Genomic DNA, 18951 nt, shown 5'->3' on the forward strand with positions numbered 1-18951 from the left:
TCATTTTTTGTTCACATAAAGAAAAAACCGATAAAACAGGGATTTGCGAACAAAATGAGAACGCGTCCACAAAAACCGGCCTAAGCGAGTAGTCAGGCCACTCAGTTGTGCATAAGCCGCCAATCAAAACGACATAACCGCCGAAAATCAGCAGCGGCCGGCGAATAATTGCAGCGGCTTGCCACCCTTGCTATACAGGGTCACAGCGCGCCGGCAGCGCACATTCAAACAAGAAAAATCTGACCGACAGGAAGCGACCGTGACGTTCATTTCTTACGCACAGAATTTTGAAGACGTCCGCCTGTGGCGCGCACTCAAACAGTTCGAGCACGGCTTCTACATCGATGTCGGCGCCAACGACCCGAGCCACGACTCCGTCACCAAAGCCTTCTACGATCACGGCTGGCGCGGCGTTAACGTCGAACCGATGCAAAATTATTACGACGCGCTGTGCCAAGCGCGACCACGCGACGCGACGGTGCAATGCGTCGCCAGCGACCAGCCCGGCGAAATGACCTTCTACGGCATTCCCGGCACCGGCCTCTCCACCGCCGACCCCGCCGTCGCCCAGCAACGCAAAGACCTCGGCATGGACGTGCGCAGCCTTACCGTCAAAGCGCGCACACTGACCTCGATCTGCGAACAATACGCCGCCGACCGACCGATCCATTTCCTCAAAATCGACGTTGAAGGCCACGAAGAAACCGTCCTGCGCGGCATGGACTTCAGCCGCTTCCGCCCATGGATCATCGTCATCGAAACCCCATGGCAACGCGACCACACGTGGGAACACCTGGTCACCGACGCCGGCTACCAGTCGATCCTGTTCGACGGCCTCAACACCTGGTTCCTCGCCGATGAACACCTGAGCCTCAAACCCGCCTTCGACATCCCACCGTGCAACCTCGACAACTTCCAGCTCTGCCAAGGCCACGCCCTCGCCCACCCACTGAGCCCCGGCGAACTCGACACCGCCCAACAACTCGTCGACGCCCTGCACCGCGCCGAGCAGGCCGAAGCGCAGTTGTTGGCCCTGCAAAACAGCCGCACTGTGAAGGCAGTGCAAACGCTGCGAAATGTACTGCGCAGGGCCTGATTTGCAGCGATGCAAAAATAGTCTGAATTCAGGGGTTTACAGAAATTATCCAGTCGCTATAATCGTCGCCCACACGCCGGTATAGCTCAGTTGGTAGAGCAACTGACTTGTAATCAGTAGGTCCCGGGTTCGACTCCTGGTGCCGGCACCATATAGAACAAGGCTCGCAGCGATGCGGGCCTTTTTCGTTTCTGATCCGGGGTTACGCCGGGGTTACGTTTCAGATAAATCGCCAGCTATTTCGATTCGCCATTTTTCCCTGCCGAAGTCGCCCAGATTGAGCCATGCCCCGCTCACTGGACGAGAAGCCGCGATTCAAGCCCACTGAATAATTCGCCGCTGTGTTTGGTTGAGAGGATGCGCTGGTACGGAGATTCCCAGGATGCGCAAATCGCTTCTGCTATTTCTTCCACGCTCGTATTGGTTAAGAAAGTCCGAGTGCCGGGGTTTCCGTACGATTGGCGCTCATGGGCAATCTGCTGTGAGCGAATTGCTCAACTCATGATTGTTCAGACGATAGCTGTCCACCACAGCTGCCGATCCCTCGTGGAGTTATCGGCAATCGTCAAGCGAAAGGTCGGTTCGGATACAAAAATGAGCAAGAGGGAGACAGGCAATAAGCCCGGAGCTGTGCCGGGCTTAGGGGGAATGGTCAGCTGATCACGAAAAAATTGGCCATCGATGAGGGATTGATTGGCGCAATGTTATATTTTTCGGGCTGAACGGCTCCCGTTTTGACTAGACGATCAAAACGATCGTTAATCTGGTCTAGACGTTGCGCCCGCTCACCTGCGCGACTAGCCGCTTCCTTCGCAAGCGTCTCTGCAGTTCTTTTGTCGAGCGTCATCATCGTTTCCCTCGCAGGTTGGTCATGTGTAGTGAAGCATGAAAGCGGACTGCTGTCTTTCAGCGTGCTCCGTGAGTAGCTCCGAATAAACGCGGAGATTCTGCCTGAGCTCAACATCTTGCGTATAGTCTTCGATTCTCAACTTCAGACCGCTGGTAAGGGTGTTGATTCCGATCATCCGCCCATGTGAATGCCAGCGATTATTGTCGCTTAGATCCTTGGCTATCTGCTCTGCGCGGGCCTCCTTCTCTTCAGCGGTGACCGGCTGACCAGCTGTAGTGGTCAAATGATGTGTCCAATCCTTGAATTTATACTTCACCAGCCACTGCTTCAGCAGGCTGACCGAAAGATCCCGTGCCTGCTCGTATCTGCGAAGCGTCGCTAAATCCAGGCGCTGAAGCATCATAAATTCGGCGTCTGTCATCCTCCCTTGCGCAGACTTATCGATCAACTCGTTAACCTTGTCGATATAGCCCAAAGCGGGCACAAGCTGTCCGTCGGATAGGGGAACCTGCGGATCAATCGGCCCAAGAGATGATGCGTAATCCATAAAGATCTTGTCCCCCGACATGCAAAAAATAGTGCCCGCGGACATGGCAGCAGTGGGGACTACGAAAAAAACCTCTGCAAAATGATGCCGAGTGACCTCGACCATTTTTTCGACCGCCTCTACAACTCCGCCAGGCGTTGAAAGGATTATGCAGATCCTCCCTTCGGCATGGCTCGGCTGTACCTGCCTCACTACCTCCTCGACTGCGGCCACATACGCATTAAGCACCGCCGGGTGAATTGGCCCCGAGTAAGCAAGGACAGGGCAATTAAAATGCCCAGAGATCAACGTCCGATAATGAGTGAGCGCGGCGAATACATGATTATCGAGACTTGGCACTATCCTCTCCTTGGTTCTGTATAAGCGCATTCACGTACATGGTTTGTTTAGGCTAGATTTTCGTTAATGTCAATTCGCCACCGAAGGTGAGACTTCATAGACTGACAGACGCCCGCAAACTGCCACTTCAGCTTTTAACCTTCGAGATATGACGTCTCGTGGAAACTATCTGGCAGGCAAGTGGCTATGCTCAGCGTTCTGACAACATAGCCGTTACACAAGGATGAAGATGATGCCAATAAAAAGTGATATGAGCGGACTGAAGACTCTGGCCGATAACGCGCGAAAGCTCGGAGAGACAAAGCAGGTATTGCTGTTGGATCTACTTAATCCTGCGTTCATTTCCAAACATACCGGAAGCCCAGACTTTCTTTCGTTTTGCGAATCCGCTGGCTACAAGATAGAGACATCCGAAGACCTTCAGGCAATCCCAGATGAGCCTTGGGATGAGTACATAGCGGCAAATTCGGACTTCGATAATTGGCGGGATATGCAGGAGAAAGCTCTCGCAGCCTGGAGCGCGGCAAAACTGATGAGCGGGCTAAAAAGCTGAAGGTAGAACGTGGCGGCTGTCGTCGATCGTGGCCGCTACACCACTGATCGCCATTAGGCATCAATTTCCAATAAAAGACCTAGGGCTCGTGTTCCCAGCACTCAAAGCGACTGTATGATCCCAGAGAAGCCGCACCGAGTTTTTCAATTGGAAACGGAATCAAGGAATGTACCAAGCGCAATATTGGGTGGAGCTGCAAAATCTTAAAGCACATGTCTACTATCTCGAGCTCTATCAGATTAGATCTGAAAATATCGAGCGGGGAATCAGCATCGTATTGGCCGTAGCGTCCGCCGGCAGTATTGGTGGCTGGGCTATTTGGAAAGAATACGCCTTTGTCTGGGGCCTTCTAATCATGCTCAGCCAGGTCGTATCGGTCGTGTACAAGTTCCTTCCATTCAAGGCCCGTATCAAGCCTCTCAGCGTTGCAGGGCTAGAGCTATCTGTGCTCGCCGACGATGCAGAAAAAGGCTGGTTCGATGTAGCGCAAGGGGAGCTAACTGAGCGAGAGATCAACGAAAAACGTTTCGCGATACGAAAAAAGAAAGCAGCGGTAATGAAATCTGCCTTTTCTGGAATGGTCGTCCCTGAAAATGGAGGTCTCATGACCAAAGCCGAGTCGCAGATGAGGCGATATTTCCAAAGCCACTACCCGGAGTTAACTAATGAGTGACAACAAATCGCAGCCACCTCGCCAGACCCCATCGAGACCAGCACATACCAATGACCGGGGACTGCCGCCCGTTCAAAACACTCTTCCTATGCCGAAGGTACAGCCTCCGAAAAAAGACAAGTAATCAGCTGAACCGGTAGCATCGAAGGAGTTGATTTGCTCAGTCGCTAGCTTTCGATTGGGCGAGTTTCCATGTTCGTGAACAGCGAATTATGGCGAGAAGCAGACAGTCCTCGATTGACCACCTTCAGCAACTGCCCATTGCAACGCCCCGGGCCGCCGCGAGAATTATTCGGCGAGCTCTGAAAATCGGCGTATTTCGCTTGGAGGATTTGAGTCCCCTGACAGCTCGAAGCGCCAATAGCCAACGTCATGCCATTTGCCGAGCTTGTAGCCAACCTCCGGGAAAGTACCGATGTGATTGAATCCTAGACTTTCATGCAGTCCCACGCTCCCGGCATTCGGCAGTGAGATTCCTGCATAGATTGAGCGAAAGCCTTGCTTGGCCAAGATGGGCAACAGCGCTTCGTAAAGCCTCCGACCGACACCCACACGACGTTCGCTGCTAGCGATGTACACCGTGACATCAACGGCCCAGCGATACGCAGCGCGAGCCCGGTGCTGGCTCGCGTACGCATAGCCAATAACTCGACTATCGCGAGTAGCCACCAGATAGGGATAGTTTTGCAGCGTCGCCAATATGCGCTGCCCCATCTCCTCGACAGTAGGCACCACCTCCTCGAATGAAATAGCGGTACTACTGACGATCGGGCCATAAATCGCCAGGACATCTGCGGCGTCCTCAGGACGCGCCACTCTCAGCTCAATAGACATGGCACCCCCTCAGATTGAACGCTGGTTTACACGAGCCATCAGTTGCTCGGCGCTCTCCTTGCGCTCGGAATAACGATCCACTAGAAACTCCTGCCGATCGCGCAGCAAAACAGTGAACTTCACCAACTCTTCCATCACATCGACCACACGGTCATAGAACGGCGAAGGCTTCATCCGCCCGGAATCATCGAATTCCATGTAGGCCTTCGGTACAGAAGATTGGTTAGGGATAGTGAACATGCGCATCCATCGCCCCAGCACACGAAGTTGATTGACCACATTGAACGACTGCGAACCACCACAAACCTGCATGACCGCCAATGTTTTGCCTTGGGTCGGGCGAACAGCGCCGAGTTCTAAAGGAACCCAGTCGATTTGCGCTTTGAACACCGCCGACATCGCACCGTGGCGTTCCGGCGAGCACCAGACCTGGCCTTCCGACCAAAGCATCAGATCGCGCAGTTCTTTCACTTTTGGATGATCGACCGGCGCATCGTCAGGCAGGGGCAAACCGGACGGGTTGAAGATGCGTGTTTCAGCACCGAAGTGTTCCAGTAAGCGTGCGGCCTCTTCTACCAGCAAACGACTGAAAGAGCGCTCACGAGTCGATCCATAGAGAAGCAAAATTCGTGGTCTGTGATGATCCTGCGTCAACGCTGGCACACTATCGAACAAGGTTAGGTCGAGGTTAGGTAGTAGCTCTGACATACATCCTCCTTAGAGCTCGCCGATTCGATCCAGCTCGGTTTTGAGCTCATCGCGACTGAGAGTGTTTAGGGGCAGTTCGAGGAAGGCGCGACAGCGTTGCTCGATGAGCGCCAGCGTGGCACGAAAAGCAGCGTCAATCGCAGCTTCGTTACCCGACACGTCAGACGGATCTTCTAACCCCCAGTGCGACTTCAGCGCAGGGCCGAAATACACCGGACAGCTTTCCCCGGCGGCCTTGTCGCAGACGGTGATGACAATATCCGGAGGGTTGCCTTCGAAGGCGTCATTGCCTTTGCTGCGCAAACCGTCAATAGAGATACCGGCCTGTTGCAAGGTGGACAAGCTGCGCGGGAGTACTTGGCCTTTGGGGAAACTGCCGGAGCTTACTGCCTTGAAACCCTGAGGAGCCAAGTGATTAAACATTGCTTCTGAAAGGATGCTGCGACAGCTGTTGGCCGTACACATGAATAGGATTCGCATGAATTGCTCCTTCCGCATCGGGCGGATTTTAAAGGCTGAGGCGCAAGGCCAGCGCCGAGAGGGTAATTAGCAGAACAGGCAGGGTCAGCAAGACACCGACCTTGAAGTAGTAACCCCAGGTGATACGCATGCCTTTGCGCTCCAGCACATGTAGCCAGAGCAGCGTGGCGAGGCTGCCGATCGGGGTGATTTTCGGGCCGAGGTCGCAGCCGATGACGTTTGCATAGATCATCGCTTCGCGAACCAGGCCATGCGCGTCACTGGCCTGAATCGATAGCGCACCGATCAACACACTTGGCATGTTGTTCATCACCGACGACAACAGCGCGGACAGCAATCCCGTGCCGAGGGTGGCGCTCCACAGCCCCTGTTCGGCGAGGCGGTTAAGCAGTCCGGCGACTAGATCCGTCAACCCGGCGTTCTTTAGGCCATACACCACTAAGTACATGCCGAGGGAGAACACCACGATCTGCCACGGAGCTTCTCGCAGCACGCGACGAGTAGAGATTTTGTGCCCCTTGGCAGCAACGGCAAAAAGAATCGCCGCACAAACTGCTGCCACTGCGCTTACTGGAATGCCCAGTGGCTCGAGTGCGAAAAGGCCAACCAGCAATATCAGCAACGTCCAACCGCCGACGATGAACGTCGCCCGGTCGCGGATCGCCGTTTTGGGCTCCTTCAGCGCATCCAGCGCGTAACTTTGCGGCAAGTCTTTTCGGAAGTAGGCAAACAGCACTAGCAACGTCGCGGCCACACTGACAACACTCACTGGCACCATGACCGAAGCGTATTCAGCAAAGCCCAACTGGAAGAAGTCGGCCGACACAATGTTGACCAAATTGGACACCACTAACGGCAAGCTCGCAGTGTCAGCAATGAACCCCGCAGCCATCACGAAGGCTAATGTCGCACCTGGTGAAAAGCGCAGCGCCAGCAGCATAGACATGACGATGGGCGTGAGAATCAGCGCAGCTCCATCATTGGCAAACACCGCAGACACCATAGCTCCGAGCAATACGCAAAACGCGAACAACCGGTAACCACTACCCTTCGCCCAACGCGCCACATGCAGAGCAGCCCATTCGAAAAAGCCAGCTTCATCCAGCAGCAGGCTGATGATGATCACCGCAATGAACGTAGCTGTTGCGTTCCAGACTATGGCCCAGACCGTGGGGATATCTTGCAGCGATACAGCGCCGACAGCCAACGCGATCACTGCGCCGAGCGTGGCACTCCAACCTACGCCGAGGCCTTTGGGTTGCCAGATGACAAGAACGAGGGTCAGGGCGAATACAGAAACAGCGACAAACATTAAAAACTCACTCGTTCAGGGTTCAGCAGCAGGTGGCTTCGCGCACAGGGCGGCCATCCATATTTTTCAGGCGAGCGGCGTTGTCCTGAAGCCAACCGGAGTTAGCCCTAGACGTGACTTGCAGGATTTCATGAACCCAATCGGGCAGATCTGGATTGAGGCGGTAATAAACCCACTGGCCTTGACGGCGATCGAGCAGCAGGCCATTGGTGCGCAGCTGTGCAAGGTGGCGACTGATTTTTGGCTGGCTATCATCAAGCGCACACATCAGCTCGCAGACGCAGAGCTCACCTTGATCAGCAATCAGCAGGGTGGCGCGAACTCGGGTTTCGTCGGCCAGGCTCTTGAAGACTTCAGTAGGTGTGATCATGGGCGCTCCTAACATATGGATAACCGAATATACGGTTTTCCATATGTTATGCACAAGAGTAAGTTTCCAAAACAGTCGCCTTTTGGCCGTATTTGATTGCTACCACCAGCAGCGTTGGTAACGAAATCAAACCACTTTCGGCACTACCTCACCGACAACGCTCGGAGCTTAAGAGTTACCGAAAGCCATTAGCGCTGGGCACCTCAGCCTCATCTACAGAGCTCTGTATCTATCATCCAGCAGAGGCTAAAGGGGGCGTATTTTGGGAGTCGTTCGCTCCGTTTTTTCAAGTGATCAACGATAACGATTAAGACTTTTCGGAGCAGTACGCGCGCGAGGGCAATCTCGTAAGCGGATGGCTGCGCCCCGAGCACTTTTCTGACTAGCCATAGAAACGAGTTACGCGCATAAAAGAAATGCGAGGCTGCGGCTCAACCCGAAAGGTCTGACCGCAACGGCTCGCATGGTGATGGGGGTTTCGGTGGCTACGTATCAGTACGTGTTTTCTACCGTCTCTGAAAAGTAATCAGCCAACCATTCTTCATCTGTTTGTTCTTCTGGTGGTTTGCGTGGATGGACAGGTTCAGTGGTTACCGTGTACACGTTTGTACTGATTAACGTTTTTACGTGGCTTTCTTTACACGTACTTGGTTCCGGCTGAAAGGCTTGATTTTTCTGGGCTGGAGCCGAATCCTTATCCGGCATCCTTATCCGGTAGTTATCCGTCACTTGTCCGGTAGCTATCCGTCCGTTGTCCGGCTGAAAAGCTTTGCGCACCTCAGTAGTAGTGACGGAAAGGGGACGGAAAGTCCCAGTGTCCAATCGGTTTTTGCGACCGGCTACAAGATCTGCTGCAAACAGGATGCCCCGCAGGTTGCCCAGATAATCATGAAGCGAAGAAAGACTCTTGGGCGTGGGAAGCCCGGTTGATTGCCAGAGCTGAAAGAGATGGCTGCGTGGGCTAATGCGAAAGTGCCCTTTTGGCAGAGGCGAACCTTTCGCCCCTGCCTTGGTGGTACGTTCGCGATTCAAGTCCGCGTTGAAGATGGCGTGAGTACTCATGCCATCAACAAACGACGGGAACTGTACCGTCACGCCGCCGGCCCTGTGAGGCCCATAGAGCCCAGTCGAATAGCCGTCATACTCGTAAGCATCCATCCTCAAAGTAAGCAGGATTTCGCGCAGAAGAGCTGGAGAATTCTCGTCCTGCCAGTCCCGTGGTACAGACTTACCACTGGACGGGCAAATGACGAGCCGGCCACCCTGGATACAAACTTCATCTCCTCGGGCGAGCAGTTTTTCGACGGTGACGGTCATTAGAGCGCCAATGCTTTGTTCAGGTTGTCCTCCAACGCGATCAGGCCAATAACAGTGGCCAGCATCAGCAACTCAATGACCTGCGGATGGCGATGAATCCAGACGGCCACTTTCATCAGGCAAGCCGGGGCCAGCCCGTCCAGGCGGGTGCGAATGTTCGGCATTGGTTAGCCCTCCGTGCTGAAGCGGGCGATGCGTTTCAGGTAAGCCAGAACCTTGTAGGCGTTTTCGCGTTCGCTGAACGGCAAGCTGTAGCGCTTCACGAGGCAAGGATCGCCATAGCCATTTGGGACGCGCTCGTACTGACGATCAATGATCAGCCCGTGACGGGTTTTGCCCAGCGTGGAGATAGTGGTATTCAAGCAGTGGTCACCCAAGCCTTCAGCCTCGAAACGGTTAAGACTGGCACCAGTCAACAGGTGAGCCAGAATGCGGGCGATCTTGCTCAGAGGGGCGGTGTTAGACTGGCCTTGGGATGGGCTGCTCTGCTGGGAAAGGGGGCGGCTCTTTTTCATTACGCGCGCTCCTCGCCGGTATGGCTGGAGGTGCGACTAGCCATGAACTCTGCCAGGTCGCTGACGCGGTACTTCACCAAGCGACCTACCTTGAGGAAAGGCAGGTTGTAGCGACCGGTCGAACGCCACACTGCGAGAGTGTTCCGTTTAACGCCAAGAGCGTCGGCCGCTTGCTTGTCGTCTACTTGAACGGGCGGGTTGAGCTGGTTACAGCCAAGTGCTGCAAGAATTTCGGCTTTGATGGCGTCAGTATTGGGGGGCATTGGGAAAGCTCCGTATCGGTTTATAGATCGGAGCTGATTTTTTCTGGCTTTTTTGGCTAAGACCGAAGTAGCCAATCCATTATTTTCGAACCAATTTTGATTTTGATATACGAGCACGAATTGTACTTACTGCGTCCGGAAGGTTGAGGCGCTCTTTCACCAACCTCGCAAGGTCTCGCCCACTGACCGCCCTTTGCCGCTCTCTCCGGATGTCCTCGGCAGCATCGCACCATCGTTGGTGCTCAGATGCCCTCGCCCCATTGTATTCCTGATTATTCGTGGCAAAGCCTCGTTGCTGCTGGCGGTAATACTCAGCCAGTGATGCGTCCGACAGATTCGTAACCGTGGAAGAGCCGGAGATATCCTGCGTCAGCCGGGTTTTCTGCAATTCAATCACTTCAAGCAACGCATCTTCATTGATGGGCACGTCATAGCCAACACCCGTTGCCCAATCAAGGAAAACCTTTACCCCCCTTAATGTAACCGGGAAAGCGAGTACCGGCTCGTAAGGCCTTCCGGTGGGATGCCGAAGAATGTCATTCCGCTCCGGTGTTGTCAGGCAAGCCAATACTCTTTTGTCCGGCAATTTCAGAAAGACACCTTCTACTCTGATCTCGAACCACCCTCCGAAGTCATCCAGAGGGAGTCCGCCATATTGGTCTGGCTCCACAATCCTGATGAAGTTGCCATAGTCGATCCAAACGCCCTCAAATTCAGAGCTTTCTAAATCCACTTCAAGCTCAGCGCCTTCCAGCTCGTACAGACTCATAAAATCCTCAGGTAACAAGTTGACAAGGTGTCCCCTCGAGCGGGTGTCGGCTCGATTACTTTCTACTGTGGTTCGAAATCAAAACCACCGAAGCGGTCTGCTTAACTCCAGCAGCTTCCAATATGGCATTCGTCGCCGTCTCGACAGACTGGCGCACCGGGTCGAGATCGAGACGGGCATAGATCGCCGTGGCTTGATGGGTCTTGTGGTTGAGCGATTTGCCGATGATTGCCAACGATGCGCCTGTCTTGGCTTGCCAGCTTCCGAGTGTGCGCCGCAGATCATGGATGCGCAGGTCAGTCATGTCGTAAAGCGCCGGATCGATTTTTAGTGCGGCGGCAATGGATCGATAACGCCTCTCCGCAGCGGCTGGCGCGGTTGTGATCTGCTGGTCAGCTTGTTGGCGCTCCTCGACAGATAGCTTGCCGAGCTCGCCCAGATGATCGAGAAGGCGACGCAGACTGGCCCTCAGCAGTACGGCGGCCCATGCCTTTTTCGGCTCGACCAGATGGCCCGTCTTTCCCTCGCCGGGAAACACAAAAGGAGATGTGCCTTTCGTGCGCTTGCGAGCCTTGAGTGCGGTCACCACCTCAGGCGATAAAGTGACATTCTGCGGAGTGCCATTCTTGGTCATCTCGATGCGCCAGACACGAGCATCCAAGTCGAGGTCGCGCCAGGCCATTGCTTGTACGTTCGAGCGGCGCGCACCAGTGAGCATCGCCAGCAGAAAGAAGTCGCTCAAACTCGACTCGCCGATGGCGGCGAACAAATAGGGGAGCTCGGTGGCCTGCGCGAAGCGGTCACGCGACACCACCATGTTTTTCTGAATACGGATGGCCGGGTTCGTGCCGCTGAAATGTTCATGGTCGGCTGCGTAGTTGAAGACCGACGAAATGATGGCGACAGCTTTATCAGCTTGGCGTGCGCTTTTCTTGCTCGCCTTGGTGTGAATCGCCTTCACCTCGGATCGGTTGATATGCGACAGCTTGCGATTGGCGATGGCCGCCATGTGTAGACGCGCGGTGTCGAGGTAGTCCTTTTTCGTCCGCTCGGTGATTGGAGAGCCGTCACGCTTTTTTTTCTTCTCCAGCATCTCGGCCAACATCTCGGCAAAGACCGGCTCTTCGCGGATGGCCCGGCGAACAGCAGCCGGATTAGCCCCTGCCTCAATCTCGGCATTGATGGCAGCGGCCTGCTTGCGCGCTTGCTCGACGGTCATAGTGGGGAAGCGGCCAAGCGTGACGCGCTCGGGCTGCCCGCCTTTCATGCGGCGATAGACGGAAAAGGTTTTGACGCCGGTGAACGAGACTCGAAGCTGTAGCCCCTGAATCTTGGTGTCGTGATAGGTGGCGCGCTTGCCGGCCTCGGGTGGCGGCAATGCGGTCAGTCGTTCCTTGCTGAATGAGATATGACCTTCGCTGCTCATGTCTTCCTCGCCAGTTACGGGGTTACGCTGGGGTTACGTAACAGGTCGAAAATGGTGAGTTTTCGTGTAACCCCGTAAAGGCAAGAATAGGCCGAAAGCCCCACTCTGTATAGGCTTGTATAGATTCGTAAATCAGAGGGTATCCTTGAACCCTCTGACTTGTAATCAGTAGGTCCCGGGTTCGACTCCTGGTGCCGGCACCATACAAAACGAAGCCCCTGCAGAAATGCAGGGGCTTTGTTGTTTCTGGGGTGTTTATATTTTTGGCAGCGTTTCTGCTTCAGCTCAAATTTCCGTCTTTATGCCAAATTATGAACTGGCAATAATTATGGCGTACCCATAAAAAGATGTAATCGGATGAGCAGCATTTCTCTTTGCCCTGAACTGGCGGGTTCAATGGAAATCAGGCTTTCCGATCCAATATCGCTTGATGCCTCGACACTTTGTTTCTCCGCCGCAGAGATCGGCATCAGCGTAACGCGCGCGGCCTCACCGGCCTTCATCTGACGTACAGACTCCAGTAAGTCCTGCTGGAATTGCTCCAGTTCATCGACCATCGCTGATCTCCTCGTTTTGCCAATCGCGGTGTGCCGGTGATCGCCGCCCTTTCCCACGCCTCACACTTGCTTCACATTTCACGACTGCTCACTGCGGACTCCTCAGTCGGGCGCGATCCTGATCTTCACGCCTGTGCCTCGCAATATTTGCAGGAATTGAGCAAGGCGCTGATCGATGATGTTGTGAAAGTAATGGATGCGCCGCCGGACAAGCCGTTGATGTAAATCAGCCACGTGAAGCCCTCGCTGATGCGAGGGCTTTTTGCGTTTCAGACCTGGCTGATCTCAAACACAAACGAAATCTTCTGCTGACTCGCACTCCACACATAGCGCAAATGCTTGCCCTGCTTCGGAATCGATACCGCTGGCGGCCGAAACGCGGCGACGCATTCATGGCCCGGCGATCGAACGCTGTTATAGAGCAGTCCCCATGACTCGGTTTCGCGCAGTTGCCGGGCGAAAACCTGAGACGGCCCATAAGCCTCAGGATCCGGATTGTGCAGTTCGGGATGATCGTGACGAATATCGTGCAGCGGTTTAACCACCCGATTAACGTAAGTGCGCATGGTCAACTCAAGATCCGCTTCTTGCGTCGCCGCAAGAAATCGCTCTTGGTGATAACAGGTCTCGGCGATGGCAGCCGCCTGACTGCTTGCGGCGTAGTAAACGCCGAAGGTGCCGTCGCAGAAACGGCTGCGTTTGCCGATATGAGTAAACGCAGCCATCACCGGAGTCGAGCCGGGGCCGGAGAGTCGATCTTCGGGGCGCACTCGGGCGAGAACCCCGGTCTGCTCTATCAGACGATCATTGGTCAGCGCTTCAATTGCGTAGGCAACTTCCAGATCTTCGGGATCGAGCACGTCTTCGAACAGCGCAATCGGCGGGAAGCTGCTGTTGACGATCCGGTAGGCTCGCGGCCACGGCACATCAACCAAATCGGGCGCCTTCAACCGCGCACCCCATCGAGGTAGCGGCGCACATCGGCGATATCGACCACGCGTCCGGCGAGCATGTAATCCAGCGCCGTTTGGCCATTGAACGGTGCGGCAGTGTTAGGGCTGCTGACCCAGGTGTACGCGCGCTCACGGCTATTGCTGAAGATGATGCTCAGCGCCTTGTGAATGCCCATCAGGTAGGAGATGCGCTCAAGGGTGTCGTTCGGCAGACGGATATTTGGCAGATGTTTGTATTTGTAGAACGTGGTGTTACCAACGCCGCCGAGTAATGTGCGTTGCTGCTCAGCGCTGCAGCCCCAACGCCCCATGAGGTTGAAAAAGAACTTCAGCGCAACGCGACCGGCCTCGGGGGCGTCGAGTTGTTCTCGTGGGGTGAGGGCTGGAGATGAGGTAGGCATGTTCGCCTCCCTTATGAAAGATACGCTTTCAGCCTAGTACAGATACGGATACTTGTGATCTTTTAATCCAGATATGAAGCAAATTGTTTCGAAAACCACATGCCGAAAATCATCAGGAATTGTTATCCGAAGTCAGTATTTTTTGACCCCCCTCACCCCCCTCCCCCAAAAAACCCCGATCCTGTGTCAGCCTCCAGCCATCGGCGGGGACATCAATTCGCTACTAAACCCGCGACAACTATGCTCAGGTACAGGAATATACCCAGCATATGGCCGCCGGATCGGCAGTCTCGTAACCAACAATACCCAGCCCACTTTAGAGGGCATTACCCATGGATAGCAGAACCTTACGCAATCTGATGCGCATCGTGCAGACCGGCTCTTTGTCGGCCGCAGCCGAGCATTCGTGCCTGACTGTGCAGGCGTTGGCCGCGCAGTTGAACAAGGTCGAAGAGCAGTTCGGTTTCCGCTTGTTTCGTCGTTCCAACAAAGGGCTGACGCTGACGCCGCAAGGCACTGAGCTGACGCCGTATATGGACAAAGTGCTGATTGCCACGCGACAGATGGAAGAAAAGGTCGAGGCGCTGAAGGTGCCGGGCCAGCGAACGTTGAAGGTGGCGTTGAACAACACGTTGTCGACTGACTTCAATCGGCGAATGATCGGGCGCCTGATTGAGGTGTTTCCCGATTATCAGATGGAATTCAGCTACGCCGAGTCGATGGAAAATCTCAGCAAGTTGAAGAACGAAGACTTTGACCTCGCGGTGCTGATCGGCCCGCAGCGTCCGGGTTTGCCGAGCATTGTCTTGCCGGAGGTGCAGGTGCAGGTGGTCGGCGCGCATTGCGGGCAGGAGAACGATCCGCTGACGTTGCTGGGCAACAAGTTTCAGGTACGTCCTGCAGAAGATTGTCCGTATTCCCACAGCTTTTTGCGTTTTCTCGACGCCGGGCTGGGCAATCACGAGAACGGTCAGCGCATGGTCTATTCGTGCAGCGAAACGCTGACGTTGTCGTTGATCACGCAGATGGACGCGGTCGGCATGGTCTCGCGTGAGGCTGCGCAGAAGAACGGCCTGACGATTTTCCCGGGTTTCGAGGACTTCCTCGAAGTGCGCCTTGCGGTGAACAACTCGGAGTTGTCGCGCCAGGCACTCAGCGATGTTGTCGATCTGCCGTTACATGAACGAGCCGAGCGCAATATACGCAGCCGTCCCAACCGCCACACTGAGAAAGAGGTTTTTGCTGAAATACGCACATAACAACGTCGGAATCGCGGCATAGAATTCCGGGCGATCGAGCTGTATGTGCTGATCCTTGATCAACAAGGGAGTCAGGCTGATCGCAGCGACGATCGCCACCGGCAGGTATTCCAGCGCCCGCGCGACAAACGGCGGCCAGTGCTCGGTGTTGATTTGCAGCGGCAAGGCGCGCGGCAGGAAGGTCACGGCCATCATCAGCACAACGACCAGAATCAGGAACGTTTGGTCAGGCATACACCCACTCCGCAGCCCACAAACGTGGCGATAAACACATTAAACGGCGAGCTGCCGACCAGGCTCAGGGCGCCCATGCAGATCACCGCAGCCGCAGCGGCGATCAGTTTGTTGCGCGTGTTGCACAGTGACACCAGCACGTAGAGCATCATCGCCGTCAGTGCGTAGTCGAGCTGATATTTGATCAGGTGCGCCGCGTACTGAGCACACACCGCGCCGAGCAATCCGCCGAGCACCCACGAGGTGTGGCAGAACAGGTTGAAGCCGATCAGATAGCGCACGTTGACCGGCGCGCCGGTGCCGAGTTTCACACTGTGAAAAGCGAAGGATTCATCGGTCAGGCCACCGGCGTAAGCCCAACGCTCCATGCGGCTCAAACCGAGCGCGCGCAGGGCTTTGGCCATATAGACCGACATCAACATGTGTCGCGCGTTGATCAAAAAAGTAGTCAGCACAATGGTGGTCAGCGACGCGCCGCTGGAGATCAGCGCCAGCGCGGCGAATTGCGAAGCGCCGGCATAGACGAACAGGCACATCGCCACCGGCAGCCACATCGGCAACCCGGCGTTGACGGCCATCAGCCCGAACACGAACGACACCGTGAAGTAGCCGGCGACGACCGGGCTGGCTTCGGCAAATGTGCGCGATGGCTGATGGGTGACCATCAGCGGCGCACTGCCGGACCGTTCATTCATAGATCCCTCTCAAATGTCCGTTCGCCGTGGGGCTCGCAAAAACCTTGGGCAGTCCAAAAACGCTTGCCCGCGAGGTTAGCATCGTCGACGAACAGAAACATCCGTAACACGCCGACACGTTTCATGTCGGACGACGCCGCTTCAACCAGACGCTGACCGACGCCCTGGCTGCGATAGCGCGGGCTGACGGCCAGATGATTGATCGTGCCGCGACTGCCGAGCATGCCGCCAAGCACCGCGCCGACGATTTCGCCGGCGACGTCGAAGGCGAGATACGACGTGGTGGTTTTCTGAATCAGCACGCCGCGCAGGCATTTGGCGTCCTGCCATTCGCAGAAAGACACTTCGTCGAACTGGCGGAAGAAGCGCTCCATGCGCTGCGCATCCTTGGCCGTGGCGCGTCGCAGCACCACAGGCGTCGAGCACTCGACGCCATCGATTGGGGTGATCTGATTAGCGAACAATGTCGAAAGCGGTCCCGGGCCGCGAGAAAGAAATCGCCAGAATCTGCCGATACGCCATGGCATGGGTGTGCGTGTTGCGCGCAGGCGTCACGTAGTGGCGCATGTCGCGGTCGAGGAAGTAAGTGGTGTCGAGAATTTCCTGGTAAGTGGTCGACGCCAGTTGATGCTCGTGGATGTCGTACAGACGACTCTCGGCACCCTCGACGTTGTTGCGGCCCCAGAAGTGCACGCCGCTGAACGGGTAACCGTCGCAGTGAATCCCTTCCGGAGTAATTTCCAGTTGTTTGCCGGGTTTGATCTCGATACGGATCTGATGGATCTGGCACTGCCAGATTTCATCGTGCAGCTCTTCCGGCAGCACGCTTTTGTACACTTCAAAATCGGTGTCGATCAGGCTGCGCATCACTGGCGACGAAATCACTTCATCGGAGAAGTCCTGGAAGTGTCGTACCAGGCCGCCGACGTAAGCGTTGTTCTCTTTCGACTGCACGTAGGCGCGATGCTCAAGTTGCGTCAGCTCGCGGGTTTTCGGGTTGTACTCGAAGTCGCTGTAACGACGGTAACGCATGCCGGCTTCGGCCTGACCGTAGTAGCTGTCAGGCTCCATGTTTTCCCAACTTTTGGTCAGTCTGACGAAGTCGGCAAAATGACCGTAGAGATTGAAGTCACCACCCTGGACATTGACAAATTTGTCGCGCCGTAGCGATTCGCCCACTTCTCTGTTCAAAACGATCATTACCCAATTCTCCACTGCGTTGAGCGGCCTAATCTATTAGGTGGAGAATTTGCGTCCATGAGAAAGAATTTCAGGCATTTAAAGCCCTGTTTGAAACGAAGTTTGAAGCGACTTAAAAACTACTTTTACATGACAAAAACATGGTTTTTTTCTGGTTTTCATCGAAAAACCGTCGAAAAAAAACCCCGAGCGAATCGGGGTTTTTTTCAAGTTTCTTACATTCGATCGATCATCAGAAGATGTTGATCGGGTAATCCACGAACACACGCAGCTCGTTGCCGCTGACGTTGTACTCGCTGGACTTCTGCGACACGCGCAGGATCGAGCTGCGCAGTTTCACGCTCAGGTCTTTGGCCGGGCCACTTTGCACGACGTACTTGAACTGGTTGAAGATCTCGCGCTCGGTGCCGCCTTCGCTGGTGGACGTGGTTATGTTGTCGCCACGCACGTAAGCAACGTTGTAGCTCAGACCCGGCACGCCGAAAGCGCTGAAGTCGAGGCCGTAGCCCAGCTGCCAGCTGCGTTCGTCTTCAGCGTTGAAGTCAGACCAGTAGGAGTTGGCCAGGTAGATGGTGTTGCCACCGTCGCCGACACGACCCTGATCTTTCTGATAGCCGCCGTAGGCGTAACCCAGGTTGCTGTCGCCAGTGGAACGCTGGTGCGCCACGGTGAACGAGTGCGGGCCGGTGACGAAAGTTGCGGCCAGGCTCCAGATCTTGTTGTCGTCGCCGGTTGCACCGCTTTCGCGGACGTAGGAATTGTCCAGCTTGGTGCGGTAGCCGTTGAAGTCGAGGGTCAGCGATTGATCCTTGTCGATCGGGAACACGTAGTTGGCGTTCACGTATTGCTTCTTCAGCACGTCTTCGACGTCGGAAGCGTACAGCGCCGCTTTGAACTGTTCGGTGAACTGGTAGCTACCGCCCAATACGTTGATCGACTTCAGACCACCGCTGTCACGGCCTTCCGCGCTCTTGCGCGATTCGGCGGTGAAACGACCGGCGTTCAGCTCCAGGCCTTTGATCTCTTTGGAAGTGATCAAAGTACCGGTGTAGCTTTCCGGCAGCAGACGCGAGTTGTCGTAGTTCAGCACCGGCAGGGCCGGCATCTGGTCACCGTACGTCAGGGTGGTGCTGGACAGACGGAATTTGACCGCTGCGCCGCCCTTGGACAGGTCGTCGGCCGGAGCGCCGCTGGCGCCCTTCTTGAAGAAGTCGATACCGCCGGCGCCGCTGCGATCTTCGCTGCGTTCCAGATTCAGTGCGTACAGACCGAAAGCGTCGACACCGACACCGATGGTGCCTTGGGTGAAGCCGGACGAGAACGTACCGATGGCCGCTTGGCCCCACTCGGATTTGTCGTCGTTACCGTCTTTGTAGTCACGATTGATGTAAGCGTTGCGCAGCAGCACTTTGAGGCTGCTGTCTTCTTGAAAACCCTTGGACTCGGCCTGGTCGTTAGCCATGGCCTGTGTGGCGCTCAACATCCCCAGAGCGATCAGGCTGATTCGCTTGTTCAACATTTTATTTTCCTTATTACGGGTTGAAACGCGCTGTGTCGAACGGCTGAAACGGCGCTTTTGCACTCTTTTTTCATCCCGAAA

The 18951-nt window shown here is 55.3% G+C and carries 24 protein-coding genes, 1 tRNA gene and 2 pseudogenes; 6 read left to right on the plus strand and 21 right to left on the minus strand.

Annotated elements, in window-relative coordinates:
- Window positions 1–259 precede the first annotated feature (259 nt).
- Both ACZZ0D_RS22635 and ACZZ0D_RS22640 read left to right on the plus strand, forming a co-directional pair.
- Window positions 260–1096: an FkbM family methyltransferase gene (locus tag ACZZ0D_RS22635; RefSeq protein WP_463554329.1), complete on the plus strand. Its 837-nt coding sequence runs from the start codon at window positions 260–262 to the stop codon at window positions 1094–1096.
- A gap of 75 nt (window positions 1097–1171) precedes the next feature.
- Window positions 1172–1247: transfer RNA gene (locus tag ACZZ0D_RS22640), tRNA-Thr, on the plus strand.
- Window positions 1248–1748: 501 nt separating this feature from the next.
- Here the strand turns inward: ACZZ0D_RS22640 and ACZZ0D_RS22645 are convergent.
- Together ACZZ0D_RS22645 and ACZZ0D_RS22650 are read right to left on the minus strand one after the other, a co-directional pair.
- Window positions 1749–1943 (minus strand): hypothetical protein, encoded by a 195-nt coding sequence (locus ACZZ0D_RS22645; RefSeq protein ID WP_171017051.1) that lies wholly within the window; start codon window positions 1941–1943, stop codon window positions 1749–1751.
- 22 nt (window positions 1944–1965) lie between these two features.
- On the minus strand, window positions 1966–2832 hold the full coding sequence (locus tag ACZZ0D_RS22650; protein WP_463554330.1) for an SDH family Clp fold serine proteinase: 867 nt from the start codon (window positions 2830–2832) through the stop codon (window positions 1966–1968).
- Between the two features lie 232 nt (window positions 2833–3064).
- On the opposite strand from ACZZ0D_RS22650, the gene ACZZ0D_RS22655 reads away from it, so the two are divergent.
- Entirely contained in the window at window positions 3065–3385 is a 321-nt protein-coding gene (locus ACZZ0D_RS22655) for a hypothetical protein (protein ID WP_463554331.1), read from the plus strand.
- A gap of 166 nt (window positions 3386–3551) precedes the next feature.
- Window positions 3552–4058 (plus strand): hypothetical protein, encoded by a 507-nt coding sequence (locus tag ACZZ0D_RS22660; RefSeq protein ID WP_463554332.1) that lies wholly within the window; start codon window positions 3552–3554, stop codon window positions 4056–4058.
- Between the two features lie 288 nt (window positions 4059–4346).
- On the opposite strand, the gene ACZZ0D_RS22665 is transcribed toward ACZZ0D_RS22660, so the two are convergent.
- The 12 genes and pseudogenes from ACZZ0D_RS22665 to ACZZ0D_RS22720 form a co-directional block, all read right to left on the minus strand.
- A complete protein-coding gene (locus tag ACZZ0D_RS22665; RefSeq protein WP_463554333.1) occupies window positions 4347–4892 on the minus strand; it encodes an arsinothricin resistance N-acetyltransferase ArsN1 family B in 546 nt (181 codons plus the stop codon).
- A 9-nt stretch (window positions 4893–4901) separates the two neighbouring features.
- Window positions 4902–5600 carry an arsenical resistance protein ArsH gene (gene arsH / locus ACZZ0D_RS22670; RefSeq protein ID WP_463554334.1) on the minus strand — a complete coding sequence of 233 codons (699 nt, stop codon included), beginning with the start codon at window positions 5598–5600 and terminating at the stop codon, window positions 4902–4904.
- Between the two features lie 9 nt (window positions 5601–5609).
- The gene (locus ACZZ0D_RS22675) at window positions 5610–6080 is read right to left on the minus strand and encodes an arsenate reductase ArsC (RefSeq protein WP_463554335.1); all 471 of its coding nucleotides are present in this window, start codon (window positions 6078–6080) and stop codon (window positions 5610–5612) included.
- A gap of 28 nt (window positions 6081–6108) precedes the next feature.
- Window positions 6109–7392: an arsenic transporter gene (locus tag ACZZ0D_RS22680; RefSeq protein ID WP_463554336.1), complete on the minus strand. Its 1284-nt coding sequence runs from the start codon at window positions 7390–7392 to the stop codon at window positions 6109–6111.
- Window positions 7393–7414: 22 nt separating this feature from the next.
- Window positions 7415–7762, minus strand: a complete 348-nt coding sequence (locus ACZZ0D_RS22685) for a metalloregulator ArsR/SmtB family transcription factor (protein WP_463554337.1) — start codon at window positions 7760–7762, stop codon at window positions 7415–7417.
- A gap of 492 nt (window positions 7763–8254) precedes the next feature.
- Entirely contained in the window at window positions 8255–9079 is an 825-nt protein-coding gene (locus ACZZ0D_RS22690) for a hypothetical protein (RefSeq protein ID WP_463554338.1), read from the minus strand.
- Window positions 9079–9243 carry a hypothetical protein gene (locus ACZZ0D_RS22695; RefSeq protein WP_463554339.1) on the minus strand — a complete coding sequence of 55 codons (165 nt, stop codon included), beginning with the start codon at window positions 9241–9243 and terminating at the stop codon, window positions 9079–9081. The genes ACZZ0D_RS22690 and ACZZ0D_RS22695 overlap by 1 nt, the downstream gene beginning before the upstream one ends.
- Window positions 9244–9246: 3 nt before the next feature.
- On the minus strand, window positions 9247–9594 hold the full coding sequence (locus tag ACZZ0D_RS22700; protein WP_463554340.1) for a hypothetical protein: 348 nt from the start codon (window positions 9592–9594) through the stop codon (window positions 9247–9249).
- On the minus strand, window positions 9594–9857 hold the full coding sequence (locus ACZZ0D_RS22705; protein WP_463554341.1) for a helix-turn-helix domain-containing protein: 264 nt from the start codon (window positions 9855–9857) through the stop codon (window positions 9594–9596). The genes ACZZ0D_RS22700 and ACZZ0D_RS22705 overlap by 1 nt, the downstream gene beginning before the upstream one ends.
- Window positions 9858–9936: 79 nt before the next feature.
- The gene (locus ACZZ0D_RS22710) at window positions 9937–10626 is read right to left on the minus strand and encodes a hypothetical protein (protein ID WP_463554342.1); all 690 of its coding nucleotides are present in this window, start codon (window positions 10624–10626) and stop codon (window positions 9937–9939) included.
- A gap of 55 nt (window positions 10627–10681) precedes the next feature.
- The gene (locus tag ACZZ0D_RS22715) at window positions 10682–12052 is read right to left on the minus strand and encodes a tyrosine-type recombinase/integrase (protein ID WP_463554343.1); all 1371 of its coding nucleotides are present in this window, start codon (window positions 12050–12052) and stop codon (window positions 10682–10684) included.
- A gap of 416 nt (window positions 12053–12468) precedes the next feature.
- A pseudogene (locus tag ACZZ0D_RS22720) lies at window positions 12469–12609 on the minus strand (helix-turn-helix domain-containing protein); the annotation flags it as partial.
- A 21-nt stretch (window positions 12610–12630) separates the two neighbouring features.
- Here ACZZ0D_RS22720 and ACZZ0D_RS22725 point away from each other — a divergent pair.
- Window positions 12631–12834 (plus strand): annotated as a pseudogene (locus ACZZ0D_RS22725) (DUF3077 domain-containing protein); the annotation flags it as partial.
- Window positions 12835–12878: 44 nt separating this feature from the next.
- Here the strand turns inward: ACZZ0D_RS22725 and ACZZ0D_RS22730 are convergent.
- A complete protein-coding gene (locus tag ACZZ0D_RS22730; RefSeq protein WP_463554834.1) occupies window positions 12879–13544 on the minus strand; it encodes an RES family NAD+ phosphorylase in 666 nt (221 codons plus the stop codon).
- An 11-nt stretch (window positions 13545–13555) separates the two neighbouring features.
- Window positions 13556–13963 carry an MbcA/ParS/Xre antitoxin family protein gene (locus ACZZ0D_RS22735; RefSeq protein WP_463554344.1) on the minus strand — a complete coding sequence of 136 codons (408 nt, stop codon included), beginning with the start codon at window positions 13961–13963 and terminating at the stop codon, window positions 13556–13558.
- Between the two features lie 332 nt (window positions 13964–14295).
- Here ACZZ0D_RS22735 and ACZZ0D_RS22740 point away from each other — a divergent pair, with 332 nt between their 5' ends.
- Window positions 14296–15222 carry a LysR family transcriptional regulator gene (locus ACZZ0D_RS22740; RefSeq protein WP_212549965.1) on the plus strand — a complete coding sequence of 309 codons (927 nt, stop codon included), beginning with the start codon at window positions 14296–14298 and terminating at the stop codon, window positions 15220–15222.
- On the opposite strand, the gene ACZZ0D_RS22745 is transcribed toward ACZZ0D_RS22740, so the two are convergent.
- From ACZZ0D_RS22745 to ACZZ0D_RS22765, 5 genes are all read right to left on the minus strand, one after another.
- Complete coding sequence (locus ACZZ0D_RS22745; protein WP_053116560.1) at window positions 15139–15456, minus strand: AzlD domain-containing protein; 318 nt, start codon at window positions 15454–15456, stop codon at window positions 15139–15141. The two genes, ACZZ0D_RS22740 and ACZZ0D_RS22745, sit on opposite strands and share 84 nt — an antisense overlap.
- Window positions 15435–16151: an AzlC family ABC transporter permease gene (locus ACZZ0D_RS22750; RefSeq protein WP_053116559.1), complete on the minus strand. Its 717-nt coding sequence runs from the start codon at window positions 16149–16151 to the stop codon at window positions 15435–15437. Before ACZZ0D_RS22750 ends, ACZZ0D_RS22745 begins: the two co-directional genes overlap by 22 nt.
- Complete coding sequence (locus ACZZ0D_RS22755; RefSeq protein WP_053116558.1) at window positions 16148–16525, minus strand: GNAT family N-acetyltransferase; 378 nt, start codon at window positions 16523–16525, stop codon at window positions 16148–16150. The genes ACZZ0D_RS22750 and ACZZ0D_RS22755 overlap by 4 nt, the downstream gene beginning before the upstream one ends.
- 79 nt (window positions 16526–16604) lie before the next feature.
- The gene (locus tag ACZZ0D_RS22760; protein ID WP_463554345.1) at window positions 16605–17351 is read right to left on the minus strand and encodes a 2OG-Fe dioxygenase family protein; all 747 of its coding nucleotides are present in this window, start codon (window positions 17349–17351) and stop codon (window positions 16605–16607) included.
- A gap of 232 nt (window positions 17352–17583) precedes the next feature.
- The gene (locus tag ACZZ0D_RS22765; protein WP_053116556.1) at window positions 17584–18870 is read right to left on the minus strand and encodes an OprD family porin; all 1287 of its coding nucleotides are present in this window, start codon (window positions 18868–18870) and stop codon (window positions 17584–17586) included.
- Window positions 18871–18951: the final 81 nt, after the last annotated feature.

The organism is Pseudomonas sp. AC193 (assembly GCF_979258075.1).